Genomic DNA, 16,536 nt, shown 5'->3' with positions numbered 1-16,536 from the left:
TATTGGCCGATATCGGCGAATAACGCTATCATCTAGCAAATTTCGCCACTCTGGTGTGCCATGACCGACAATGAGCTGATTGGCCAGTCCAATGCCCTGCTTTCGATACTGGAGCAGGTGTCGCTGCTGGCGCCGCTGAACAAGCCGATACTGGTGGTGGGCGAGCGCGGCACCGGCAAGGAGCTGATCGCCCACCGGCTGCATTATCTGTCGCCCCGCTGGCAGCAACCCTTTATCTCTCTCAATTGCGCCACCCTCGCCGAGACGCTGCTGGAAAGCGAGTTGTTCGGCCACGAGGCCGGCGCCTTTACCGGCGCCCAGAAACGCCATCAGGGCCGCTTCGAGCGCGCCGATGGCGGCACCCTGTTTCTGGACGAGCTGGCCAGCACCAGCCCGCGGGTGCAGGAAAAGCTGCTTCGGGTGATCGAATACGGTGAATTCGAGCGGGTCGGCGGCAGTCAGTCCGTCTCGGTCGATGTCCGGCTGGTGTGTGCCACCAATCAGGATCTGCCCGGGCTTTCGCAAAAGGGGGATTTTCGCGCCGATCTGCTTGATAGACTGGCCTTCGATGTGGTTACATTGCCGCCCCTGCGAGCCCGGGATGACGATATTCTACGCCTGGCCGAGCATTTTGCCGTGACCCTGTGCATGGAACTGGGCTGGCCGCTGTTTGCCGGCTTCAGCCCCCCGGTGCGCCGGCAACTGCTGGCCCATCCCTGGCCGGGCAATGTGCGGGAGCTCAAGAACGTGATTGAGCGCAGCCTGTATCATCATGGCCGGCCGGAGGTAGCGCTGAGCGACTTGTATCTGGATCCCTTTGCCTCGCCCTGGCGCCCGACCATGCCGACCCCGAGCAGTGCCGAGACCCGGCTACCGCTCGATCTCAAGGCGCATCTGGCCCGGGAAGAAGTCAGGCTGCTCACGCTCGCCCTGGAGCAGGCCCGTTATCATCAGCGCCAGGCCGCCGAGCTGCTGGGCCTGAGTTATCATCAGCTGCGTGGCTTGCTGCGTAAATATGCTTCCCTGCTGCCGGTAGGCGAGCAGGAAGACCTCAAGGATTAAGCATGCGTTTATGGCTCTGGAGCCTGCTGACTACCCTGCTACTGGCAGGCTGTGATGGCGGCAACCGACAACTGGCACAGGAAAGTCTGCTCTATTGCATAGAAGGGACGCCGCTCACCTTTAATCCGCAACTGGTTACCTCCACCGAAACCCTGGACGCCACCGCCCATCAGCTGTATGACCGGCTGCTGGATATCACCCCGGACAGCCAGTACCCGATACCGGCGCTTGCCACCGAATGGGAACGCAGCGACGATGGCTTGCGCTATCGTTTTACCCTGCGCCCCGACGTGACTTTTCATCACACCGGCTGGTTCAGCCCCGGCCGACCACTGACCGCCGACGACGTGGTCTTTACCTTTTCCCGCCTGATTGACCCGCAACACCCCTATCATGCGGTCAGCGGGGGCCGTTACCCCTTTTTCGACAGCATCGGCTGGCCGGAGCTGGTTCGCGAGGTACGGGCCTTGAGCGAACACGAAGTGGAATTTGTGCTCAGTCGCCCCAACGCCTCCTTTCTGACCAACCTGGCCACCGACTATGCGGTGATACTGTCGGCTGAATACGGGGCACAATTGCTGGCCGCCGGCCATCCCGAACGAATCGATCAACAACCGGTCGGTACCGGGCCCTTTATGCTGAAGCTGTACCGACCCGACGAGTTTATCCGCTACCATCGCCATCCCGACTACTGGCGCGGCAGCGCCCGGCTGGCGCAACTGGTGTTCGACATTACACCGACCTCGTCCAAGCGGCTGGCCAAACTGCTGACCGGTGAATGCGATGTCATGGCCCATCCGGCCACCAGTCAGCTGTCGGTGATTAAACAGCACCCCGAGCTGGCGCTGAGCTACGCCACCGGCATGAACGTGGCGGTACTGGCGCTCAATACCCAGAAAGCGCCCTTCGATGATATCCGGGTGCGCAAGGCCCTGAGCCTGGCGCTGAGCAGAACGGATATTCTGCAGGCGGTATACTTCGATATCGGTGCGCTGGCCGAGTCGTTGCTGCCGCCGGTGTCCTGGGGCCATGATGCCAAGCTGCTGATGCCGCAGCCGGATCAGAGCCGGGCCCGCTGGCTGCTCACGCAGGCCGGTCTGAGCAACGGCTTCGACATGACCCTGCTGGTGCCTTCCGGGGCGCGCACCTACAACCCGGACAGCCTGAAAACCGGCCAGCTGATCCAGCGCCGACTGGCCGAGCTGGGAATTCGGGTCAAGCTGCTCAGCCTGGAACAACAGATACTGCGCCGCGAGCTGCTGGCAGGAAATCAGGATGCGGTGCTGACCGGTTGGTCCGCCGACACCCCGGATCCGGATAACATGCTGCGTAACCTGCTCAGCTGCCAGGCCATTGCCGCCGGCACCAACGCCAGCCGCTGGTGTCACCCGCTGTTTGAACAACAACTGGAGCTGGCACTGACCGAACCGCAGCTGACCCGCCGTATCGGCTATTATCAGCAGGCGCAACAGCTGGCCTATCAGGACATGGCGGTGATACCGCTGGTGCACAGCCAGCGGCTGCAGGCCTTCCGTAAAGAAGTCAAGGGACTGCGCCTGCTCCCCTATAGCAGCGTTGCCTTTCATCGGGCCTACAAGGAGTAATGATGCTGCGTTATCTGTTACGGCGCCTCGGCCTGCTGCTGACCACCCTCTTGATGCTGACTCTGGTGGCCTATGTGCTGGAGTTTCAGGTCATGATCGAAGAGCCGAACGACTTCTGGCCCGGTTACCTGGCCTTTATGCAACTGCTGCTGGCCGGCGACTTCGGTATTTCCAGCGCCACCGGTCTGCCGGTGCTGGGAGCGCTTGGCCAGTATTTTCCCGCCACCCTGGAGCTGTGCCTGGCCGCCTTTACCTTGTCAATGCTGGTAGGGGTCCCCATTGGCACTCTGGCCGCCCTGCGTCAGGGCCGCTGGCAAGACACCCTGATCCTCACCGGCACCCTCATCGGCTACTCGGTACCTGTGTTCTGGTTGGGTCTGTTACTGGTGATGTTCTTCTCGCTCAACCTGGGCTGGTTGCCGGTATCGGGTCAGCTCAGCCTGCTGTACGAGGTGAAACAGATAACCGGTATCATGACCATAGATACCCTGCTCACCGACAGTCAGTATCGCTGGCCCGCCTTTCTCGATGCCCTTCGCCATCTGATACTGCCGGCGCTGGTGCTGGCCATCGTGCCCACCACCGAAGTGATTCGCCAGATCCGCAGTGCCCTGCTGGAAGTACTCAAGCAAAACTATATTCGCGCCGCCCTCACCAAGGGACTGAGCGAAACCCAGGTCATACTGCGCCACGGCCTGCGCAACGCCTTTCCCATGGCCATTCCCACCCTGGGGTTGCAATTCGGGACCGTGCTGACCTCGGCCATCATGACCGAAATCGTGTTCGACTGGCCCGGTCTGGGCCGTTGGCTGGTTACCAGTATCTCGCTGCAGGACTATGCCGCCATCAAGGGCGGCACCCTGGCCATCGCCACCTTCACCATAGTGGCCAGCTCCGCCGTGGAGGTGCTCTCCACCCTGATTTATCCCGCCAGAAGGAGAGCGATTTATGCCCGGCAGAGCTAATATCTATCCGGAATTGCATGTCCGCTCGCCGCGCGAGCAGGCCTGGGAGCTGTTTCGCAAGAATACCCTGGCCATGATTGGACTCTGGGGCCTGGTGTTGCTGTCGCTGATGACCCTGCTCGCACCCTGGCTCGCGCCTTACGCCCCTTACGAGCAGTTCAGCCAGGCGCTGCTGATGCCGCCGTCCTGGTCCGACGACGGCAATATCGACTTTTTTCTCGGTACCGACGATCTGGGCCGCGACATGCTGTCCCGGCTGGTGTTTGGTGCCCGCCTCACCTTTGGCAACGCGATACTGGCGGTACTGGTGGCGCTGCTGGTCGGCGGTTGTATCGGCATTGTCGGCGGCATGAGCAAGGGCTTCAAGGCCAGCATTCTCAACCATTTTCTCGACACCCTGCTGTCGATCCCCTCGCTGCTGCTGGCCATCATTTTTGTCGCCATTCTGGGACCCGGGCTGTTCAATACCCTGATCGCCATTACCCTGGCGCTGACCCCGCAGTTTACCCGCGCCATCTATAACGCCGTGTCCGACGAAATGCAGAAGGAATACATTACCGCCCTGCGCCTGGATGGCGGCACCCGCTGGCGTATACTCAGATTTGGTGTCCTGCCCAACCTGAGCGACACCGTCGTCAGCCAGACCACCCGCGGGCTCTCTTCCGCCATTCTGGACATTACCGCCGTGGGCTTTCTTGGCCTGGGCGCCCAACCGCCCCGCCCCGAATGGGGTGCCATGCTGTCGGACGCCATGGAGCTGGTCTATCTGGCGCCCTGGACCGTCACCCTGCCGGGGCTGGCCATACTGCTGTCGGTACTGGTGGTCAACATGGTGGGTGAAGGCCTGCGCCAGGCCATTAACGAGGTAATGGACTGATGCCGCTGCTCGATATTCGCAATCTCACCATCGAAATTGAAACGCCCCAGGGACTGGTCAAGGCGGTGGATAAATTCAGCCTGACCCTGGCCGATGGCGAAATCCGCGGCCTGGTCGGCGAGTCCGGCTCGGGCAAGAGCCTGGTGGCCGAGACCATCGTCGGCATCGCCAAAGACACCTGGCGGGTGACCGCCGACCGCATGTATCTCGACAATATCGACCTGCTCAGCCTGTCCCACAAGGAGCGACGACGGATCATGGGGCGGGATATCGCCATGGTATTTCAGGAGCCGTCCAGCTGTCTGGATCCGTCCGAGAAAATCGGCGCCCAGCTGGTCGAGGCCATTCCTGCACGCAGTTTTCAGGGTAAATGGTGGCAACGCTGGTACTGGCGCCGCAAGCAGGCGACCGCACTGCTGCACCGGGTGGGCATTCGCGAGCCAAAAGTGGTGATGAATGCCTACCCCTTCGAGCTGTCGGAAGGGCTCTGCCAGAAGGTGATGATCGCCATGGCCATTGCCAATCAGCCCAAGCTGCTGGTGGCGGACGAGCCGACCAACGCCATGGAAGCCTCCAATCAGGCCCAGATACTGCGGCTGCTGGAACGGGTCAACAAACTGTCGGGTACCACCATACTGCTGATCAGCAACGACCTGACCACCTTTGCCCAGCTGACCGACAACCTGACCGTGATGTATTGTGGCCAGGCGGTGGAGTCCGGCACCCGGGATAAAATCCTGACCCGGCCGCGTCACCCCTATACCGCCGCCCTGCTGCAGATGATGCCGGATCTGGATGGCAGCCTGCCGCACAAGTCCCGGCTGAACATACTGCCGGGAGCCATTCCCCCGCTGCAAAGCCTGCCCATCGGCTGCCGGCTCGGCCCGCGCTGCCCCAAGGCGCAGAAGCAGTGCGTCGTGACCCCGCCGCTGGCCAAGTACAAGGGCCATGCCTATTACTGCCATTTTCCGCTCAACATGCCAGAAGGTAAGTCCAAATGAGCCAGGTACCACTGCTCAAGGTCGACAATCTCAGCAAGGTGTTCGTGAACCACAGCGGCCTGTTTCGCAAGGTCACCAAAACCGCCTTTAATCCGCTGTCATTCACCCTTGAGCGCGGCCAGACCCTGGCGGTGATGGGCGATGCCGGCTCCGGCAAAAGCTCGCTGGCCAAGGTACTGGCCGGGGTAATGCCCCCGACCAAGGGCAGTATTTACATCGACGGGGACAAGATAGAGCCGGGCGACGACAAGAAACGCTGCCAGCTGCTGCGGATGATTTTTCAGGATCCCAATACCTCGCTCAATCCCCGCAGCCGCATCGGCCAGATCCTGGAAACCCCGCTCATCCTGAATACGGACCTGGATGCCGAACAACGCGAAACCCTGGTGCTGGATACCCTGCGCATGGTGGGATTGCTACCGGATCACTACCACTTTTATCCGCAGATGATTTCCACCGGCCAGAAACAACGTATCGCGCTGGCCCGGGCCTTGATCCTCTCCCCCAAGATCATCGTGGCCGACGAAGCCATCTCCAACCTGGATATTTCGGTGCGCTCGCAGATCATCAACCTGCTGCTCAGCCTGCAAAGCCGGCTGGGATTATCCTACGTGCTGGTAGCCAACGATCTGGGGGTGGTACGCCATATCAGCGATCAGGTGATACTGATGCACGAGGGCCATGTGGTGGAAGCCGGCCCCACCCACAAGGTGCTGACCAACCCCCAGAGCGAGCAGGGCTTGCGCCTGCTGCAGAATTACAACAACGAATACCGCTGGCACCACCGGGATATAAAGCGCTGATTCAGCTACTTATACCAATCCCACTAAACAAATGATCTATTGCATTTTTGTATAAACGTCGAACAAAGGGCCCGCTCCCCCGACTCGCCGTGAATCCCTCCCTGGAGGCTCAGCCGCGCCATCCGTGGCGCGGATGGTCGGCTGAGCAGATCCCTTTGTCCTCCTTGATGCACCGGCGTTGCCTGTTAGCGCCGTCTACAGACAACTCGATGCTCGAGAAGAAGCAACAGAGATAGACGCCCACGACCGTGAAATGCCATGAACGGCATTTCCCGAGCCCTCATGGGGCAGCTTGCTGCCGTGTATCTTTGTTGGGTAATGGACCGAATATCCAGTGAATATTCGCAGCGTTACCCAGCAAAGATGGCTAGCCCAGTGGCGTGTCGTGGGAGGCAGCTTTGTTGCCTCTGAAACCATGGCCTGCAGGTACGCCGCTGTGAAAACGCAGTGTCGCGTCGGGCGCCTGTATCAGCTCCGCTTCCCGGGCGCCGAAAAATGCCACCCGTTCATCGATATTCCGGCCGCTGTAATCGGCGGCCAGGGTCAGATAGTCCTGATAATGGCGCGCCTCCGAGCGTAACAGTGAGATATAAAACCGGTTCAGTTCCTCGTCCAGATACGGCGCCAGCCGGGCAAAGCGTTCACAGGAACGCGCCTCGATATAGGCACCGATGATCAGCCGATCGACGATGGCCGCCGGCTCGTGGGTCCGTACATGCTGTAGCAGACCACGGGCATAGCCGGACGCCGACAGGCTGCTGTATTCGATGTTTCTGGCCGCCATGATCTCCAGCACCTGCTCGAAATGATGCAGTTCTTCCTGGATCAGGCGCACCATTTTCACCAGCAGATCGTTCTTGGCCAGCTCGTCGAACACCCGCCGGTTTTCATCCAGCAGGGTCTGCTTGCCCAGCACCTCGCCTTTTTCCGGCAGGGCGTCGAGCGTCTTGTAAAAGTCCAGATTGGGCAACAATTTGCGTTTTTCTTTCGGCAGACAATAACGGCGTACCAGGCTGTGGGCACTCATCGCCGCCTTCATTTCGCAGTTGGCATGATCCACCAGCAGCGCGGCCAGCTGTTCCGGCTTTCGTGCCTCGGCTATCCATTCATCGGGAGTGTCACACTGCAGAAAGGCATGAATGGGCGCCAGCAACTGGCCAAGCTCTGAATTCAGTGAATGTGGGTGCAAAATAAGTACCTGTCCCCGGCCTGACGGCGAGGTTCAATGGGGTTGATGCCGCTATTTTATCAATTCGTACGGCCAACAACAGTCCGAATAATGGCGCCGACGGTGGGGCGGTCTGGCGAATCGGCTTCTGTGATCTGTCTCACGTTTCCCTTACTACACTTACACAAAATACGGATTTATTGTCTACAATTGACCATCGAATCGATTGCGTAACCGTTTCGCTCACCATTTCTGGTTAATTTTCGGAGCGTTTCAGCTCCAGAACAAGGCGATACCGTGAAGAAAACCACCTTGCTTAACAGTCATTTATCCGCGCTGGTCGCCGGCGTCGGCCATACTGACGAAATAGTGCTGGCCGATGCGGGCCTGCCCATTCCCGCCGGTCCCGAGCGTATCGATCTGGCGGTCAGCCCGGGGTTACCCGGCCTGCAGCCGGTACTGGCGGCGCTGCTGAGTGAATTGCAGCTGGAGTCGGTGGTGCTGGCGGAAGAAATTAAAACCGTCAGTCCCGAACTTCACCAACAATTGCTGAGCCAGCTGGCCGAGGCCGGCCAGACTCAGGGCCGGGACATAGCGGTAAGCTACATCAGCCACGTGGCGTTCAAGCGGCAAAATGCCTGCGCTCGCGCCGTGGTGCGCACCGGCGAATGCACCCCTTACGCCAACATCATACTGCGCTGCGGCGTTCCTTTCTGAGGTGAGCATGGAACCCATATTGTCTCTATCCGGCATCGACAAGGCCTTTCCCGGCGTCAAGGCGCTGGATCAGGCCGGACTCAACGTGTATCCGGGCCAGGTAATGGCGCTGATGGGCGAGAATGGCGCCGGAAAATCCACCATGATGAAGGTGCTGACCGGTATCTATCAGGCGGATGCCGGCGAGATCCGTTATCGTGGCCGGCCCTGTCACTTCAAGGGTCCGCGCGACTCGCAACAGGCGGGTATAGGCATCATTCATCAGGAGTTGAACCTGCTGAACGAGCTGACCATTGCCGAGAACATTTTTCTCGGGCGCGAGCCGGTCAATGCCTTCGGCAAAATCGACTGGACCCGGCTCTACGCCGACGCCCAGGTATTGCTGGATCGATTGCAGATCCGCCAGTCTCCCAAGACCCGCGTCGGTGATCTCAGCATCGGCGCCCAGCAGATGGTGGAAATCGCCAAGGCGCTGTCGTTCAAGGCCGACGTCATCATCATGGACGAGCCTACCGATGCCCTGACCGATACCGAAACCCGCGCCCTGTTCCGGGTGATTGAAGAACTGCGAGCCGATGGTTGCGGCATCGTCTACATATCTCATCGCCTGAAGGAAATCTTCGAGATCTGCGACCGGGTCACCATACTCCGCGATGGCAAATGGATCGGCGAAGATGCGGTAAGCGATATCGACGAAGACCGCCTGATCGAAATGATGGTTGGCCGCAAGCTGGACGAGCAATACCCGCGCATCAGTGTTCCTCAGGGGCCGGAAGTGTTGAAGGTAAAAGATCTGAGCGGCACAGGAGTAAACGGGGTCAGCTTCAGCCTGCATGAGGGCGAAATCCTGGGCTTTTCCGGCTTGATGGGCGCCGGTCGTACCGAACTGGTCAAGACCCTGTACGGTGCCCTGCCCCGCACCAAAGGCCAGGTCTGGCTGGCAGGAAAACCCTATGTCGCCAACAGCCCGCAACAGGGATTGTCCGCCGGTATCGCCTATATTTCAGAAGACCGCAAGGGCGATGGTCTGGTGCTGGATTTGTCGGTCAAAATCAACATGAGCCTGTCGGCGCTGGCCCAGCTGAGCCGGGGCCCCCAGCTCGATCACCAGGCCGAACGTGGTGCCGTGGACGAGTTTATTTCGCTGTTCAAGATCCGTACCCCGGGTCGCGAGCAGCTGATTGGAAACCTGTCGGGAGGCAACCAGCAGAAAGTGGCCATCGCCAAGGGACTGATGACGCGCCCCAGAGTATTGATCCTCGACGAGCCGACCCGCGGCGTCGATGTGGGTGCAAAAAAAGAAATCTATCAGCTGATCAACCGTTTCAAGCAGGAAGGCATGGCCATTATTCTGGTGTCGTCCGATATGCCGGAAGTGCTGGGGATCAGTGACCGTATCATGGTGATGCACGAAGGGTGTATTGCCGGTGAATTCAACGCCACCGCCGCGACCCAGGAACAACTGCTGGCCGCCGCCGTAGGTCAGACTCAACAAGAGGAAGATGCATGAACTCCCCCGCCATTAATAGCCGCCGCTGGTTCAGCAAGGAATGGTTGATTGCCCAGAAATCGCTGATTGCCCTGCTGGTGCTGATCGCGGTGGTTTCTGCACTGAGCCCCAACTTTTTCACCGTTGACAACCTGCTCAACATACTGCGTCAGACCTCGGTCAACGCCATTATTGCCGTGGGCATGACCCTGGTGATCCTCACCGCCGGCATCGATCTCAGCGTGGGCTCGGTACTGGCGCTGTGCGGCGCCTTTGCCGCCAGCATGGTGTCGATGGAGCTGTCCATTTTCATCACCCTGCCGGCGGTGTTGCTGGCCGGCTTTGCCCTCGGTGGCGTCAGCGGCCTCATCGTCGCCAAGGGCCGGGTACAGGCCTTTATTGCCACCCTGGTCACCATGACCCTGCTGCGCGGCGTGACCATGGTCTATACCGATGGTCGCCCCATCTCCACCGGTTTTACCGATGCGGGCGACATCTTCTCCTGGTTCGGCACCGGCTATGTGTTCGGCATTCCGGTACCGGTATGGCTGATGGCCATGACCTTCCTCGGCGCCTGGTATCTGCTCAACCACACCCGCTTTGGCCGCTATATCTATGCGGTGGGCGGTAACGAAGCGGCGGCAAGGCTGTCGGGCATCAATGTCGCCCGGGTCAAGATGGGCGTGTATGCCATCTGCGGCATGCTGTCGGCCCTGGCCGCCATTATCGTCACCAGCCGCCTGTCATCGGCCCAGCCAACCGCCGGCACCACCTACGAGCTGGACGCCATCGCCGCCGTGGTACTGGGTGGCACCAGCCTGGCCGGCGGCAAGGGCGCCATTATGGGCACCCTGATCGGGGCGCTGATCATCGGTTTTCTGAACAACGCGCTCAACCTGCTGGATGTGTCTTCCTACTATCAGATGATCGCCAAGGCCTCGGTGATCCTGCTGGCAGTGCTGGTCGACAACAAACACAAGTAACTATTGGTAACGACACAAAATTTGGCAATAAGAGGCTAACGACCTCTACGCATGGGGGCGAATAAAGGGGAGCACTAAACCGACCGTGACATGCCATGGATGGCATGTCCGAGCCCCCAGGGAGGGGTTTACGGCGTGTCGGTGTAGTGGCCCCTTTGTTCGACCTTGTTAATATACAAACTAACGCTGTCTTTAACCCGAAAGGAAGCTGAATCATGAAAAAACTGACGACCCTGCTCTCCGCTGCCCTGATCAGCGCCACCATGACCTCGGGTGCCTACGCCAAAGATACCCTGGCCCTGGTGATCTCGACCCTCAACAACCCCTTTTTCGTGACCATGAAAGAAGGTGCCGAGCAAAAGGCAGAAGAGCTTGGCTATGAGCTGATCGTGCTGGACTCCCAGAACGATCCGGCCAAAGAGCTGGCCAACGTGGAAGACTTGAGCGTGCGCGGCACCAAGGTGCTGTTGATCAACCCCACCGACTCCGATGCGGTCACCAACGCCATTCGTCTGGCCAACCGGGCCGACTTGCCGGTACTGACCCTGGACCGGGCCGCCAACCGTGGTGAAGTGGTGTCGCATATCGCCTCCGACAACGTGGCCGGTGGCCTGATGGCCGGTGACTATATTGCCGAGCAGATTGGCGCCGACGCCAAAGTGATTCAGCTGGAAGGCATTGCCGGCACCAGCGCCGCCCGCGAGCGTGGCAACGGTTTTGCCCAGGCGGTCACCAAACACGGCTTCGAGCTGATGGCCAGCCAACCGGCGGACTTTGACCGCACCAAGGGCCTGAACGTGATGGAAAACCTGCTGACCGGCAACCCGGAAGTACAGGCGGTGTTTGCCCAGAATGACGAAATGGCGCTGGGTGCCATGCGCGCGCTGCAGGCGGCCAACAAGAAAGACGTAATGATCGTCGGCTTTGATGGCACGCGGGATGGCATCAAGGCGGTGCAAGGCGGTCGTCTGGCGGCTACCATCGCCCAGCAGCCGGATGCCATCGGTGCCATCGCGGTAGAAACTGCCGACAGAATCCTGAAGGGTGAAACCGTGGCCAACCATATTCCGGTTCCGCTGCAGGTGATCAGCGAGTAATACCAAACAGATTAAATAATTGATCTGTTTGGTTGCTCTGCAAAGGCCGGATAAAGGGCCCGCTCCGCCGACACGCCATGAATACATCCTTGGCGCGGAGGGTCGGCGAAGCAGATCCCTTTATCCTCCCTGATGTCAGGGAGTTACCTGTTGGCATTGTCTACAGGCAACTCGGTGCTTGAGAAGAGGCAACAGAGATCGACTACCACGACCGTGAAATGCCAAGGACGGCATTTCCGAGCCCCCAAGGATGGGTTTATGGCGTGTCGAGGGAGGCGACTGTGTTGCCTCTGGTCCGGGGCCTCAATATGATCAGATCATCTGGGGTTGGTATAAGGCTCAGGGTAAAAAATAACAGGCGGGGGCTCTGTACTGCTAACGCAGTCGGTCCCCGATTTAATGAATAAGGCAAACACCATGACATTAACCGTAGTAGGCAGCATCAACATCGATCATGTGATCCGGTTGCCGCAGTTTCCCCGCCCCGGTGAAACCCTGACCGGTAGCGACTATCGCATCGTGCCCGGCGGCAAAGGCGCCAACCAGGCGGTGGCTGCCGCCCGGGCCGGGGCCGCGACCCGCTTTATCGCCTGCGTGGGTGACGATGCCCTGGCCCGAAGCCTGATCGATGGCTTTGCCGCCGACGGCATTGATGTAAGCGCCATCGAACGCATGACCGGCATCAACACCGGGGTGGCCTTGATCCAGGTGAATGGCGAAGGCGAGAACACCATTTCCCTCGCCGCCGGTGCCAATGGCCGACTGACGCCCGAACAGCTGAACCGGCATTCGGCCGGTCTGAGCTGCGAACAGCTGCTGCTGCAACTGGAAATTCCGCTCGACACCAACATCGCCGCCGCCAGTCAGGCCAAGGCTCAGGGGGCGCGTGTGGTGCTCAACCCGGCCCCGGCTCAGGCGCTACCCGATGAATTGTTGTCTTTGGTGGATCTGATCACCCCCAACGAAACCGAGGCCGAACGGCTGACCGGTATCGCGGTACACGACGATGCCGGCGCGGCGGCGGCGGCCCGGGCACTGCATGCCAAAGGCATCGCTACCGTCATCATCACCCTGGGTGCCCGCGGCGTCTGGCTGAGCGAGCAGGGTCAGGGCCGAGTCATACCGGGCTTCAAGGTCGAGACGGTGGACACCACGGCGGCGGGCGATACCTTCAACGGTGCCCTGCTGGCGGCATTGCAGCAACAGCCGCTGGAGCAGGCGGTGCGTTTCGCCCAGGCGGCGGCGGCCCTGTCCGTGACCCGGCCCGGCGCCCAGACCTCGGTTCCTTACCTGGCCGAGATCAACGTCCTGCTGGAGTCCCGCTGATGGCCACCATCAAGGACGTGGCACGGCGGGCACAGGTGTCGACCTCTACCGTCAGCCATGTACTGAACAAGACCCGCTTTGTCAGCCCCGAGATCACCTTGCGGGTCGAACAGGCCATCGACGAGCTTCACTACGCACCTTCGGCGCTGGCGCGCAGCCTCAAGAGCAATGAAACCCGGACCCTGGGTATGCTGGTGACCAGTAGTGCCAACCCCTTTTTTGCCGAGGTGGTACAAGGGGTGGAACAACGCTGTTTCGAGCTGGGTTACAGCCTGGCGCTGTGCAATACCCGCGGCGACAAGGCGCGGCTTAACGCCAGCATGGAGATGCTGCTGCAAAAGCGGGTAGACGGCATTATTCTGATGTGCACCCAGGTCGATCTGGGCGCCGGCGTGTTCGACCGCTACCCCAGCGTGCCCCTGGTACTGGCCGACTGGGGCCCGATGGACATGGAAGCGGATCTGATTCAGGACGGCGGCCGTCTGGGTGGCATGCTTGCCACCGAGCACCTGCTTGGCCTGGGTCATCGCCATATCGGCTGTATTACCGGCCCCCGGGGCAAGCGGGCGGCAGACGAACGCCGGGCGGGCTTTGAAGCCGCCATGACCAGGGCCGGCCTGACGGTACGACCGGAGTGGGTCATCGAGGGCGACTTCGAGCTGGCCGGCGGCAACAGCGCCATGACCGCCCTGCTCGCCCTGCCCGAACGGCCCACGGCGGTGTTTGTCGGCAACGACATGATGGCCATGGGGGCACTCAGGGCCCTGGCCGATGCCGGTGTTTCCGTGCCGGAGCAGATGTCGCTGGTGGGCTACGACAACATAGAACTGACCCATTATCTGGTGCCGGCGCTCACCAGCGTAGAGCAGCCCAAGGCCGGCATGGGCGCATTGGCGGTCGACACCCTGCTGGCGCGCATCAAGACACCGGACTGCCCCCGCCGGGTACTGACCCTGACGCCCGAGTTGATCGTCAGAGACAGCAGCCGGGCGCTCGCCTGAATAAGGGCCCGGCGCTCACTTTTGCAGCGATGGGCTGGTAATCCCGGTTTGCTCTGATTAGCATCGACGTTTACTCATCATCAATTCAGGCGTTATGGATAACCACCGGAAAGGACTGCTGCTGACCGCGCTTGGCGTGCTCATTATCTCTCCCGATGCGCTCTTGTTGCGCGTGATCAGTCTGCCCGCCGAGCAGATAGTACTGTGGCGGGGCCTGCTCAATGTACTGGGATTCTGGCTGATTGTGGTAGCCCGCCACCAAAACCGGTGGTGGCAGGCTTATCGGGGCTGTAGCCGAGCCGGACTGGGCTGTGCCCTGCTGTTCAGCTTCAGCACCATCGGCTTTATTCTGGGCAACCACTTTACCAAAGCCGGCAACGTGCTGGTCATTCTTGCCTCCGCTCCCCTGATAGCCGCCCTGCTCAGTCGTTTCTTTCTGCAGGAGCGTCTGCCCATGCGCACCTGGGTGGCCATCTGCGTTTGCCTGTTTGGCATCGGTCTTATCGTCCTCGACGACACCGGTGCCACCTCCTGGCTGGGTAGCAGCTTCGCCCTGATGGCGGCACTGGGACTGGCCGGCAACCTGACGCTGGCACGCAGTCGGCCCGACATAGACATGAGCCCCATGCTGGCCCTCAGCGGCCTGATTACGGCCGCTCTGGCATGGCTCTGGAGCGGCGAGGTTGTGTTACCGGACGCCATCAACATGGGCTGGCTGGTACTGCTGTGCCTGATCCTGATGCCGGTGGGCTTTACCCTGATCCAGCAGGGGCCTCGGTATCTGCCCTCGGCGGAGGTCAGCCTGCTGTTGTTGCTGGAAACGGTCTTCGGCACCCTGCTGGTCTGGCTGTTCCTGAGCGAGCGCCCCTCCAATCAGGGCCTGCTGGGTGGCGCCATCGTATTAATGGCCATACTGACCAAGAGCGGGCTGGAACGGCGCCGGCAGCGACTGGTTTACCGTGAAGGATGATCCGGGGTGGCAGCAATGTTTTGCCAGCCGCCGGTGCTATGGGTAAACTGCGGGTATCTTTGTTGTACGGGTCCTTCTATGAAGCAGTTTGCCGAATTTATTCCCCTGATCATCTTCTTCGTGGTGTACAAGGCCGTCGATATCTACGCGGCGACCGGCGCGCTGATGGCCACCACCTGTATCCAGATGCTGCTGGTCTGGCTGAAACACAAAAAGCTGGAAAAAATGCACCTGATCACCCTGGTACTGGTGCTGTTTTTTGGCGGTCTCACCATGTTTTTTCAGGATGATGCCTTTATCAAATGGAAGGTCACCGCAGTCAATGGGCTCTTTGCCATCGGACTGCTGGTGAGCCGTTACGGCTTTCGTAAAAACCTGATCAAACAGATGCTGGGCAAGGAAATGACGGTGCCCGACAGCATCTGGGACAAGGCAAACCTGGCCTGGGTCGGCTTTTTCAGTTTCTGCGGCGCCCTCAACGTCTATGTCGCTTTCAACCTGTCGCAGGAATTCTGGGTCAACTTCAAGGTATTCGGATTACTGGGGCTCACCCTGCTGTTTACCTTCGCCACCGCCCTGTACCTCTACCGTCAGCAACAGGCGCTGGAAAAATAAGCCGTCATTTTCAGTACCAACAGGGCGGCTGCATGAGTGGCCTCCCTGTTTAATTTCCATCATGTAACAAGGAATACACCATGTGGTATGTCATCTTCGCCGAAGACAATGCAAACAGCCTGGCCTTGCGCAAGGAAGCTCGTCCGGCTCACCTGGCACGCTTGCAGGCGCTGACCGATGAAGGTCGTCTGCTGGTCGCCGGCCCCAACCCCGCCATCGATGCCGACGATCCCGCCGAAGCCGGCTTTACCGGCAGCACCGTGATTGCCGAGTTTGATTCGCTGGCATCGGCGCAAGCCTGGGCCGATGCCGATCCTTACGTGGCGGCCGGTGTTTATGCCTCTGTCGTGGTCAAGCCCTTCAAAAAAGTCCTGCCCTGATACAAACCGGCTGCGGCCGGTTTTTTGCTGTTATTCCCGTCCTTCTTTTAAAACTTTCCATAATTTGTTGTTTCTTTATTGGCGAAAAATTCATCTTTCGACAAGGCTTGATAGGGTCCGATGGACAAAATGCTACTCATCTGGAAACAAGGAGAGACGGTAATGAACAAGGCACTGTTATCCACCTTGCTGGCCGCGTTACTGACGGTAACGGCACCGAGTATGGCCAATGAAGCGGCGACCGAGCAAAACGCCGTGGTCACCAGCATCGATATCAATAACGCCACCCAGGATCAGCTGGCCATGCTGACCGGCATAGGTCCGGCCAAGGCGGCGGCCATCGTGGAGTATCGGGAAGCCAACGGGCCCTTTAGCTCGGTCGACGAGCTGGCCGAAGTCAGTGGCATAGGTCCGGCTACCGTAGAAAAAAACCGGCATTTACTGAGTAATTAACACGGATGCCGGAGCCGTGGCCCTC

Annotated in this window: 17 protein-coding genes; 16 read left to right on the top strand and 1 reads right to left on the bottom strand. The window is 59.9% G+C overall.

Annotated features, from left to right (window positions below; genetic code table 11):
- Positions 1–60: 60 nt before the first annotated feature.
- Genes pspF through Q0753_RS03700 form a run of 6 tightly spaced genes read left to right on the top strand, consistent with a single transcriptional unit; the run spans position 61 to position 6,312 of the window.
- Complete coding sequence (gene pspF, locus Q0753_RS03725; protein ID WP_298717440.1) at positions 61–1,062, top strand: phage shock protein operon transcriptional activator; 1,002 nt, start codon at positions 61–63, stop codon at positions 1,060–1,062.
- Positions 1,063–1,064: 2 nt separating this feature from the next.
- Positions 1,065–2,666, top strand: coding sequence for an ABC transporter substrate-binding protein SapA (gene sapA, locus Q0753_RS03720; RefSeq protein ID WP_298717437.1), 1,602 nt, complete (start codon positions 1,065–1,067; stop codon positions 2,664–2,666).
- A 2-nt stretch (positions 2,667–2,668) separates the two neighbouring features.
- Positions 2,669–3,631, top strand: coding sequence for an ABC transporter permease subunit (locus Q0753_RS03715; protein ID WP_298717434.1), 963 nt, complete (start codon positions 2,669–2,671; stop codon positions 3,629–3,631).
- A complete protein-coding gene (locus Q0753_RS03710) occupies positions 3,615–4,508 on the top strand; it encodes an ABC transporter permease subunit (RefSeq protein ID WP_298717431.1) in 894 nt (297 codons plus the stop codon). The genes Q0753_RS03715 and Q0753_RS03710 overlap by 17 nt, the downstream gene beginning before the upstream one ends.
- Positions 4,508–5,509 carry an oligopeptide/dipeptide ABC transporter ATP-binding protein gene (locus Q0753_RS03705; protein ID WP_298717428.1) on the top strand — a complete coding sequence of 334 codons (1,002 nt, stop codon included), beginning with the start codon at positions 4,508–4,510 and terminating at the stop codon, positions 5,507–5,509. The genes Q0753_RS03710 and Q0753_RS03705 overlap by 1 nt, the downstream gene beginning before the upstream one ends.
- Positions 5,506–6,312 carry an ATP-binding cassette domain-containing protein gene (locus Q0753_RS03700; protein WP_298717426.1) on the top strand — a complete coding sequence of 269 codons (807 nt, stop codon included), beginning with the start codon at positions 5,506–5,508 and terminating at the stop codon, positions 6,310–6,312. Before Q0753_RS03705 ends, Q0753_RS03700 begins: the two co-directional genes overlap by 4 nt.
- A gap of 367 nt (positions 6,313–6,679) precedes the next feature.
- Here the strand turns inward: Q0753_RS03700 and Q0753_RS03695 are convergent, their stop codons facing one another.
- Positions 6,680–7,501 carry a tRNA isopentenyl-2-thiomethyl-A-37 hydroxylase MiaE gene (locus Q0753_RS03695; RefSeq protein ID WP_298717422.1) on the bottom strand — a complete coding sequence of 274 codons (822 nt, stop codon included), beginning with the start codon at positions 7,499–7,501 and terminating at the stop codon, positions 6,680–6,682.
- 276 nt (positions 7,502–7,777) lie between these two features.
- Here Q0753_RS03695 and rbsD point away from each other — a divergent pair, with 276 nt between their 5' ends.
- From rbsD to Q0753_RS03645, 10 genes are all read left to right on the top strand, one after another.
- Entirely contained in the window at positions 7,778–8,197 is a 420-nt protein-coding gene (gene rbsD / locus Q0753_RS03690) for a D-ribose pyranase (RefSeq protein ID WP_298717419.1), read from the top strand.
- 7 nt (positions 8,198–8,204) lie between these two features.
- Positions 8,205–9,707: a ribose ABC transporter ATP-binding protein RbsA gene (gene rbsA, locus Q0753_RS03685; protein ID WP_298717416.1), complete on the top strand. Its 1,503-nt coding sequence runs from the start codon at positions 8,205–8,207 to the stop codon at positions 9,705–9,707.
- Positions 9,704–10,669: a ribose ABC transporter permease gene (gene rbsC / locus Q0753_RS03680; protein WP_298717413.1), complete on the top strand. Its 966-nt coding sequence runs from the start codon at positions 9,704–9,706 to the stop codon at positions 10,667–10,669. The genes rbsA and rbsC overlap by 4 nt, the downstream gene beginning before the upstream one ends.
- A 215-nt stretch (positions 10,670–10,884) precedes the next feature.
- Positions 10,885–11,766: a ribose ABC transporter substrate-binding protein RbsB gene (rbsB, locus tag Q0753_RS03675; RefSeq protein WP_298717410.1), complete on the top strand. Its 882-nt coding sequence runs from the start codon at positions 10,885–10,887 to the stop codon at positions 11,764–11,766.
- Positions 11,767–12,165: 399 nt separating this feature from the next.
- Positions 12,166–13,092, top strand: coding sequence for a ribokinase (gene rbsK, locus Q0753_RS03670; RefSeq protein WP_298717407.1), 927 nt, complete (start codon positions 12,166–12,168; stop codon positions 13,090–13,092).
- Positions 13,092–14,093 (top strand): substrate-binding domain-containing protein, encoded by a 1,002-nt coding sequence (locus tag Q0753_RS03665; RefSeq protein ID WP_298717404.1) that lies wholly within the window; start codon positions 13,092–13,094, stop codon positions 14,091–14,093. The genes rbsK and Q0753_RS03665 overlap by 1 nt, the downstream gene beginning before the upstream one ends.
- 94 nt (positions 14,094–14,187) lie before the next feature.
- On the top strand, positions 14,188–15,063 hold the full coding sequence (locus Q0753_RS03660; RefSeq protein ID WP_298717402.1) for a DMT family transporter: 876 nt from the start codon (positions 14,188–14,190) through the stop codon (positions 15,061–15,063).
- A 78-nt stretch (positions 15,064–15,141) separates the two neighbouring features.
- Entirely contained in the window at positions 15,142–15,678 is a 537-nt protein-coding gene (locus tag Q0753_RS03655) for a septation protein A (protein WP_298717400.1), read from the top strand.
- Between the two features lie 80 nt (positions 15,679–15,758).
- Complete coding sequence (locus tag Q0753_RS03650; RefSeq protein WP_298717397.1) at positions 15,759–16,058, top strand: YciI family protein; 300 nt, start codon at positions 15,759–15,761, stop codon at positions 16,056–16,058.
- Positions 16,059–16,220: 162 nt separating this feature from the next.
- Positions 16,221–16,511, top strand: a complete 291-nt coding sequence (locus tag Q0753_RS03645; RefSeq protein WP_298717394.1) for a helix-hairpin-helix domain-containing protein — start codon at positions 16,221–16,223, stop codon at positions 16,509–16,511.
- The last annotated feature ends 25 nt before the right edge of the window (positions 16,512–16,536 follow it).

The organism is uncultured Oceanisphaera sp. (assembly GCF_947495715.1).
GTDB lineage: Bacteria > Pseudomonadota > Gammaproteobacteria > Enterobacterales > Aeromonadaceae > Oceanimonas > Oceanimonas sediminis.
Note: the sequence above shows the minus strand (reverse complement) of the source record. Positions and strands in the feature narration are given on the sequence as shown.

What these genes read in the sequence shown, in the direction of transcription:
- Q0753_RS03715 (WP_298717434.1), top strand. Translation starts at nt 2,669, where the DNA reads ATGCTGCGTTATCTGTTACGGCGCCTCGGCCTGCTGCTGACCACCCTC.
- Q0753_RS03665 (WP_298717404.1), top strand. Translation starts at nt 13,092, where the DNA reads ATGGCCACCATCAAGGACGTGGCACGGCGGGCACAGGTGTCGACCTCT.
- Q0753_RS03700 (WP_298717426.1), top strand. Translation starts at nt 5,506, where the DNA reads ATGAGCCAGGTACCACTGCTCAAGGTCGACAATCTCAGCAAGGTGTTC.
- Q0753_RS03660 (WP_298717402.1), top strand. Translation starts at nt 14,188, where the DNA reads ATGGATAACCACCGGAAAGGACTGCTGCTGACCGCGCTTGGCGTGCTC.
- pspF (WP_298717440.1), top strand. Translation starts at nt 61, where the DNA reads ATGACCGACAATGAGCTGATTGGCCAGTCCAATGCCCTGCTTTCGATA.
- rbsA (WP_298717416.1), top strand. Translation starts at nt 8,205, where the DNA reads ATGGAACCCATATTGTCTCTATCCGGCATCGACAAGGCCTTTCCCGGC.
- Q0753_RS03645 (WP_298717394.1), top strand. Translation starts at nt 16,221, where the DNA reads ATGAACAAGGCACTGTTATCCACCTTGCTGGCCGCGTTACTGACGGTA.
- rbsC (WP_298717413.1), top strand. Translation starts at nt 9,704, where the DNA reads ATGAACTCCCCCGCCATTAATAGCCGCCGCTGGTTCAGCAAGGAATGG.
- Q0753_RS03705 (WP_298717428.1), top strand. Translation starts at nt 4,508, where the DNA reads ATGCCGCTGCTCGATATTCGCAATCTCACCATCGAAATTGAAACGCCC.
- Q0753_RS03710 (WP_298717431.1), top strand. Translation starts at nt 3,615, where the DNA reads ATGCCCGGCAGAGCTAATATCTATCCGGAATTGCATGTCCGCTCGCCG.
- sapA (WP_298717437.1), top strand. Translation starts at nt 1,065, where the DNA reads ATGCGTTTATGGCTCTGGAGCCTGCTGACTACCCTGCTACTGGCAGGC.
- rbsB (WP_298717410.1), top strand. Translation starts at nt 10,885, where the DNA reads ATGAAAAAACTGACGACCCTGCTCTCCGCTGCCCTGATCAGCGCCACC.
- Q0753_RS03655 (WP_298717400.1), top strand. Translation starts at nt 15,142, where the DNA reads ATGAAGCAGTTTGCCGAATTTATTCCCCTGATCATCTTCTTCGTGGTG.
- rbsK (WP_298717407.1), top strand. Translation starts at nt 12,166, where the DNA reads ATGAATAAGGCAAACACCATGACATTAACCGTAGTAGGCAGCATCAAC.
- Q0753_RS03650 (WP_298717397.1), top strand. Translation starts at nt 15,759, where the DNA reads ATGTGGTATGTCATCTTCGCCGAAGACAATGCAAACAGCCTGGCCTTG.